7 protein-coding genes are annotated in these 6,486 nt (G+C 64.6%); 6 read left to right on the top strand and 1 reads right to left on the bottom strand.

Annotated features, from left to right (window positions below; all coding sequences use genetic code 11):
• From rbfA to ABIS05_RS23755, 5 genes are all read left to right on the top strand, one after another.
• On the top strand, positions 1 to 345 hold a 345-nt coding region (gene rbfA / locus ABIS05_RS23775; RefSeq protein WP_348012555.1), incomplete at its 5' end, for a 30S ribosome-binding factor RbfA.
• Positions 338 to 1,342, top strand: a complete 1,005-nt coding sequence (gene truB / locus ABIS05_RS23770; RefSeq protein ID WP_348012554.1) for a tRNA pseudouridine(55) synthase TruB — start codon at positions 338 to 340, stop codon at positions 1,340 to 1,342. The genes rbfA and truB, both read left to right, overlap by 8 nt.
• A gap of 25 nt (positions 1,343 to 1,367) precedes the next feature.
• Positions 1,368 to 3,191 (top strand): translational GTPase TypA, encoded by a 1,824-nt coding sequence (gene typA / locus ABIS05_RS23765; protein ID WP_348012553.1) that lies wholly within the window; start codon positions 1,368 to 1,370, stop codon positions 3,189 to 3,191.
• Between the two features lie 52 nt (positions 3,192 to 3,243).
• Entirely contained in the window at positions 3,244 to 4,110 is an 867-nt protein-coding gene (locus ABIS05_RS23760; protein WP_348012552.1) for a DMT family transporter, read from the top strand.
• Positions 4,107 to 5,222, top strand: coding sequence for an enoyl-CoA hydratase/isomerase family protein (locus ABIS05_RS23755; RefSeq protein WP_348012551.1), 1,116 nt, complete (start codon positions 4,107 to 4,109; stop codon positions 5,220 to 5,222). Before ABIS05_RS23760 ends, ABIS05_RS23755 begins: the two co-directional genes overlap by 4 nt.
• 149 nt (positions 5,223 to 5,371) lie before the next feature.
• Here the strand turns inward: ABIS05_RS23755 and ABIS05_RS23750 are convergent, their stop codons facing one another.
• Positions 5,372 to 5,647, bottom strand: a complete 276-nt coding sequence (locus ABIS05_RS23750) for a pyocin activator PrtN family protein (protein ID WP_348012550.1) — start codon at positions 5,645 to 5,647, stop codon at positions 5,372 to 5,374.
• A gap of 210 nt (positions 5,648 to 5,857) precedes the next feature.
• On the opposite strand from ABIS05_RS23750, the gene ABIS05_RS23745 reads away from it, so the two are divergent.
• The gene (locus tag ABIS05_RS23745; protein WP_348012549.1) at positions 5,858 to 6,367 is read left to right on the top strand and encodes a hypothetical protein; all 510 of its coding nucleotides are present in this window, start codon (positions 5,858 to 5,860) and stop codon (positions 6,365 to 6,367) included.
• Positions 6,368 to 6,486 lie beyond the last annotated feature (119 nt).

Below are 6,486 nucleotides of genomic sequence, written 5' to 3'. Positions count from 1 at the left end.
CGCGTCGCCGACCAGATCCAGCGCGATCTGGCGGAGCTGATCCGCGAGCTCAAGGATCCGCGCATCGGCATGGCCACGATCAATGCGATCGAGGTCACGCCCGACTACGTCCATGCCAAGGTGTTCTTCTCGGTGCTGATCGGCGACCCGGCCGAGACGCAGGAAGCGTTGAATGAGGCCGCAGGCTTCCTTCGCAACGGCCTGTTCAAGCGCCTGCAGATCCACACCGTGCCGACGCTGCACTTCCAGTACGACCGCACCATCGAGCGTGCTGCCGAGATGAGTGCGCTGATCAACAAGGCCAACGCGACGCGTGCTTTGACGGAAGAGGAGCCGAATGACTGAGGCCGACGTCGTGGTCGCGGTTCCTCAGCCGCGAGCCCGGAAAGACAGCCGCCCGCCTCGCGTGCGGGTGCAACGCCGCGCGCTGCATGGTGTGTTGTTGCTCGACAAGCCGCTGGGCTTGTCGAGCAACGACGCGTTGCAGAAGGCCAAGTGGCTGCTGCGCGCCGAGAAGGCCGGCCACACCGGCACGCTCGACCCGCTCGCGACCGGCCTGCTGCCGCTGTGTTTCGGTGCTGCCACCAAGTTCAGCCAGGCCAGCCTGGACGCCGACAAGCGCTATCTCGCTACGCTGGCCCTGGGCATTCGCACGACCACCGGCGACGCCGAAGGCGAGGTGCTGGAGCGCCTTGACGCTGCCCACATCACGCCCGAGCAGATTGCGGCCGCCTGCGCTGCCTTCACCGGCGAGATCGACCAGACGCCGCCGATGTACTCCGCGCTCAAGCACGAAGGCAAGGCGCTGTACGAGTACGCCCGCGCCGGCATCGAGATCGAGCGCAAGAGCCGTCGCGTGACGATTCATGCCATCGACATCGTTGCCGTGCAGGCTGGCACCGTGACCCTCGACGTCCGCTGCACCAAAGGCACCTACATCCGCACGCTGGCCGAAGACATCGGCACGCGGCTGGGCTGCGGCGCCTCGCTGGCCGCGCTGCGCCGCACGGGCTCCGGCAGCCTGACGCTGGACGGCAGCATCACGCTCGCTGAACTGGAAGCCCTGCCCGAAGAGCAGCGCGCGGCGCTGCTCACTTCACCCGACCGCCTGCTGGCCGACGCACCCGAGTTGCGCCTGCCGGCCGAAGAGGCCGCCCGCTTCCTGTCCGGCCTGCGCCGCCGCGTGACGGCGCCCGACGCCGAGCGCGTGCGTGTCTACGGCCCCGAATCGCGCGCTTTCCTCGGCAGCGCCCACATCACTTCCGGCGAGCTGATCGCCGACCGCCTGTTGACCCCGCCGGAGGTCCAGGCTCTGCTCCAAGAAGCAACAGCTTCCGCATGACCCGGTTTTTTTAAGAAGCATCACCATGACCACCCCGATCCGCAACATCGCCATCATTGCCCACGTCGACCACGGCAAAACCACCATGGTGGACCAGCTCCTGCGTCAGAGCGGCACCTTCGCCGAGCACGAGAAGGTCGTCGACACCGTCATGGACAGCAATGCCATCGAACGCGAGCGCGGCATCACCATCCTGGCCAAGAACTGCGCCGTCAGCTGGCAAGGCACGCACATCAACATCGTCGACACCCCGGGCCACGCGGACTTCGGCGGTGAAGTCGAGCGCGCGCTGTCCATGGTCGACGGCGTTGTGCTGCTGATCGACGCGCAGGAAGGCCCGATGCCGCAGACGCGCTTCGTGACCAAGAAGGCGCTGGCCCTGGGCCTGAAGCCCATCGTCGTCGTCAACAAGGTCGACAAGCCGGGCGCCAAACCCGACGCCGTCATCAACGCCGCCTTCGACCTGTTCGACAAGCTGGGCGCCAACGACGAGCAGCTCGACTTCCCGGTCGTCTACGCCTCGGGCATCAACGGCTGGACCTCGCTGACCGAAGGCGCACCCGGCGAGCAGTGGGGCCCCGACATGTCGGCCCTGTTCGACACCGTGCTGAATCACGTGCCGGCGCAAAAGGGTGACCCCGAAGCGCCGCTGCAACTGCAGATCTCGGCGCTGGACTACTCCACCTTCGTCGGCCGCATCGGCGTGGGCCGCATCAGCCAGGGCACCATCAAGCCCGCCATGGACGTGCTGGTCATGGAAGGCCCGGACGGCAAGACCTACAAGGGTCGCGTCAACAACGTGCTGACCTTCCAGGGTCTGGACCGCGTGCAGACCACCTCGGCGGGCCCCGGCGACATCGTGCTGATCAACGGCATCGACGACATCAGCATCGGCGTGACCGTCACCAGCGTGGCCGAGCCGGCGCCGCTGCCTATGCTCAAGGTGGACGAGCCGACGCTGACGATGAACTTCTGCGTCAACACCAGCCCGCTGGCCGGCCGCGAAGGCAAGTACGTCACCAGCCGCCAGATCTGGGACCGCCTGCAAAAGGAACTGCAGAGCAACGTGGCGCTGCGCGTCAGCAAGACCGATGAAGACGGCATCTTCGAAGTGATGGGCCGGGGTGAACTGCACCTGACCATCCTGCTGGAGAACATGCGCCGTGAAGGCTACGAGCTGGCTGTGTCCAAGCCGCGCGTGGTGTTCCGCACTGTCGACGGCGACAAGCACGAGCCTATCGAGCTGGTCACGGCCGACGTCGAAGAGCAGCACCAGGGCGGCGTCATGCAAGCCCTGGGCGAGCGCAAGGGCGAGCTGGTCAACATGGAGCCGGACGGCCGTGGCCGCGTGCGCCTGGAGTACCGCATCCCGGCGCGTGGCCTGATCGGCTTCACGAACGAGTTCCTGAACCTGACCCGCGGTTCGGGCCTGATCAGCAACATCTTCGACGGCTACGAAGCGCACAAGGGCGACATCGCCAGCCGCAAGAACGGTGTGCTCATTTCGATGGACGCCGGTGAGATCTTCACCTACGCGCTGGGCAAGCTGGACGACCGCGGCCGCATGTTCGTGAAGCCCAACGACCCGGTCTACGAAGGCATGATCGTCGGCATCCACAACCGCGACAACGACCTGATCGTCAACGCCACGCGCACCAAGCAGCTGACCAACTTCCGCGTCTCCGGCAAGGAAGACGCGATCAAGGTCACGCCGCCGATCGACCTGACGCTGGAGTACGGCGTCGAGTTCATCGAGGACGACGAGCTGGTCGAGATCACGCCGAAGAGCGTGCGCCTGCGCAAGCGTTTCCTGTCGGAAAACGAACGTAAACGCGCGTCGCGCAACTGATCGTCGACTCCTTCCCGTCTTGCCCGCGCCCCGAAAGGGGCGCTCTTCGTTGATGAGCCACCGCTCTGCCGTCTTGCTGATGCTGCTGGTCACGCTGATGTGGAGTTCGGCGGGCGTGGTCACGCGGCATCTGGATGCGGCGCGCGGGTTCGAGATCACGTTTTGGCGCAGTGCTTTTAATGCGCTGGCGCTGGTCGTGATCCTCGGCGTCATGCGGGGCAAGGCGTTGCTGGGTAGCCTGCAGGGCCGCGCGGTCTGGGCGTCGGGCGCCTGCTGGGCCGTCATGTTCACGGCCTTCATGGTGGCGTTGTCGCTGACGACGGTGGCCAATGTGCTGGTCACCATGTCGCTGTCGCCGCTGTTCACCGCCCTGTTTGCGCGCATGTTCCTGCACCAGCCTATTCCGGCGCGCACCTGGTGGGCGATTGCCGTGGCCGGTGCGGGCATTGGATGGATGTTCGGCGGTCAGTTGGGCGGCCCGCTGTTAGGCGTGTTCGTCGCGCTCGGCGTGCCGTTGGCCGCAGCGACGAACTGGTGCCTGCTGCAGAAAGTGGGGCAGGGCGCTGACATGCTGCCCGCCGTGCTGATCGGCGCACTGCTGTCGATGATCGTCACGCTCCCGCTGGCCTGGCCGTTGCAAGCCAGCACGCATGACCTCAGCCTGCTGGCGCTGCTCGGCGTCTTCCAGCTCGCCATTCCCTGCCTCCTCGCCGTGCGACTGGCACGCGAGCTGCCCAGCCATGAGATTGCTCTGCTCGGTCAGGCAGAAACCTTGCTCGGCGTGCTCTGGGCCTGGTTGTTTGCGGGCGAACACCCAGGCGGCGCCGCGTTGATCGGCGGTAGCCTCGTGCTCGCCGCCTTGATCGCCAACGAAGCCCTGGCGCCTCCTTCCGTCAAACCTGCCTTGAAGAACGCATGAGCGACCTGATCCCGCCCCTCGTATCCAACGGCCAGATCCTGGCCGAGGTCAATGGCTGCCTTGGCCTCATCACGCTGAACCGCCCGCAGGCGCTGAACGCGCTGTCGCTGGCCATGATCCGCGACATGAGCACGCTGCTGCGCCACTGGGCCGCATCGCCGCAGATCCAGGCTGTGGCCCTGCTCGGCGCCGGCCGCGAAGGCAAGCCACCGGCCTTCTGCGCGGGCGGCGACATCCGCTTTTTCCATCAGGCCGCCCACGCGGGTGACCCGGCACTGGGTGACTTCTTCACCGAGGAATACCGCCTCAATCACCTGATCCACACCTACCCCAAGCCCTGCCTCGCGCTGATGGACGGCATCGTCATGGGCGGCGGCATGGGCATCAGCCAGGGCGCCAAGCTGCGCGTGCTCAGCGACCGCTCCACGCTGGCGATGCCCGAGACCGGCATCGGCCTCTTTCCCGATGTCGGCGGCGGCTGGTTTCTCGCGCAATGCCCCGGCGCGGTCGGCGAATGGCTGGCGCTGACGGGCCAGTCCATCGCGGCGGGCGATGCCATCGAATGGGGCCTGGGCGACGTCTTCGTGCGTGCCGAGCAATGGCCCGCGCTCGTCGACGACCTGCGACGCGGCGCCCAGCTCAGTGCCGAACATGTCGTGGCCACGGTGATGGAGCGTGTCGATCTGGCGCCGTTGTCCGACCCCAAGGCCGTGGCTGATCGCATTGACCGCCATTTCAGCCTGCCGACGCTGGCTGACATCCTGGACTCGCTCGCTCGTGCCGATGATGACTGGGCGCAGCGCACGCGCGCAACGCTGCTGAAACGCTCGCCCATGATGCTGGCCGTCACGCTGGAACTCGTGCGCCGCGGCCGCCACCTGAGCCTGGCCGGCGACCTGCGCCTGGAGCGCGACCTGGTGCACCACGCCTTCCACCTGCGCGGCGCCGCGCGCAGCGAGACGGTCGAGGGCATCCGCGCGCTGGCCGTCGACAAGGACCACGCGCCGCGCTGGCAACCCGCCGCCATCGGCGATGTCGACGCTGCAGAGGTCGATGCCTTCTTCATCAGCCCCTGGACGCCCGACACCCATCCACTGCGGGACTTGGAATGAGCGAGCCAGATCCCGGTCCTCACAGCCCTTGGCGCCTGAGCGTCGCGCCGATGATGGATTGGGGGGTGAAATCCTGGAAAGTTGTTTGTTGTCAACCATTTACCAAGGGCGTACTTCTGCGTGTAGCACCGTTGTAGCACTGCTTTTAGCTATTCCGGCGGCGTTCCTGATAGCTGTTTGACTTCCTTCTGTGCCGCTTCTCTACGCCTTTCTATGTATCGAACTAGGTCCGCGACGTGTACACCTTTGGCGGTCTTTTGGCTTCGCGGGTCGATCCGGATGACGGGGATCGTTATGTCGCCGACCGCTGACCTCCTGATGAACTGGTTCAGGGTGAGATGCGGGAAGTAGTCCTCGACGACGCGAGCGAGGGGGATGATGGCTTGCGCGTTGTACTGGACCATCAGGATGTAGGCGGTGTTCATGGTGCGTTCGGTTACAACCCTGTGTCGGGCCGGATGTTCAAGAAAAATCAGTTCCGAAGAGGCATTGGAGGCCAGCTACTGAAGAGCAACTGGTGATGCGCCGTTGGCGCAAAAATTGTTTGACAGATAGGGCTCCCCGCTGCGGAAGTGGGTGCGGGAACGGCAGACGGAGTCTCGAAGGCATCTCTGGGGGGCGGTAGGCCAACAACAATGAAAATGCTGATCGGAAAATTGGTACTGCTGGGCGCAGTCTTTGCAGGGATCTCCTGGGCTCGCTCATACGAGTCGGAAGTGGCGCTAGCCAAGTTGATCTACGCCATGCCAGGCGAGCAGGATGTCATCTCGGTCTCGGAGAAGATCCGACAGAGGTGCAAGCTTTCTTCATTTGATGAGCATTGGCCTTCGCCTGAGGACTGTGAGCGTTTCGTAGTTGAAACGGACAGTCGTCTAGCCAAGGAAGAGCGAGACCGATGGCTGCTTGAAAAGCGGGGCTTGATTTCGGATCGGCTCCGAGCGCCTCTAGACATCCTTGCGTCGGTAATCCTCTTCTATGCCGTGTGGCTTGTCCTACGAGCCATTTTCATAGTCGCTTTGCCGCCGCTTCGATCTGTGATTTCCAGCTTCACCGGACGCATCTCAAGGAATGCGCTAACTTCGCGGCGCCTTCGGAAGGCAGAAGAGGAATACCAGCAGATATTCCGCCTTCACCAAAGCTGCTAAGAGGTTATCCGTAAATAGTAAACTCTCGTCCCGAACCGCCATTCACGCGGTGGTTGGGTTAAGGCATGGCGACACGCAAGAGAGTTGAGTCGTGGGTGGTGACCGATGATTTCTGGCAA

The organism is Roseateles sp. (assembly GCF_039929605.1).
Taxonomy (GTDB): Bacteria; Pseudomonadota; Gammaproteobacteria; order Burkholderiales; family Burkholderiaceae_C; genus Pelomonas.
Note: the sequence above shows the minus strand (reverse complement) of the source record. Positions and strands in the feature narration are given on the sequence as shown.

Coding starts and splice junctions, on each gene's coding strand:
- truB (WP_348012554.1), top strand. CDS start 338: ATGACTGAGGCCGACGTCGTGGTCGCGGTTCCTCAGCCGCGAGCCCGG.
- typA (WP_348012553.1), top strand. CDS start 1,368: ATGACCACCCCGATCCGCAACATCGCCATCATTGCCCACGTCGACCAC.
- ABIS05_RS23760 (WP_348012552.1), top strand. CDS start 3,244: ATGAGCCACCGCTCTGCCGTCTTGCTGATGCTGCTGGTCACGCTGATG.
- ABIS05_RS23755 (WP_348012551.1), top strand. CDS start 4,107: ATGAGCGACCTGATCCCGCCCCTCGTATCCAACGGCCAGATCCTGGCC.
- ABIS05_RS23750 (WP_348012550.1), bottom strand. CDS start 5,647: ATGAACACCGCCTACATCCTGATGGTCCAGTACAACGCGCAAGCCATC.
- ABIS05_RS23745 (WP_348012549.1), top strand. CDS start 5,858: ATGAAAATGCTGATCGGAAAATTGGTACTGCTGGGCGCAGTCTTTGCA.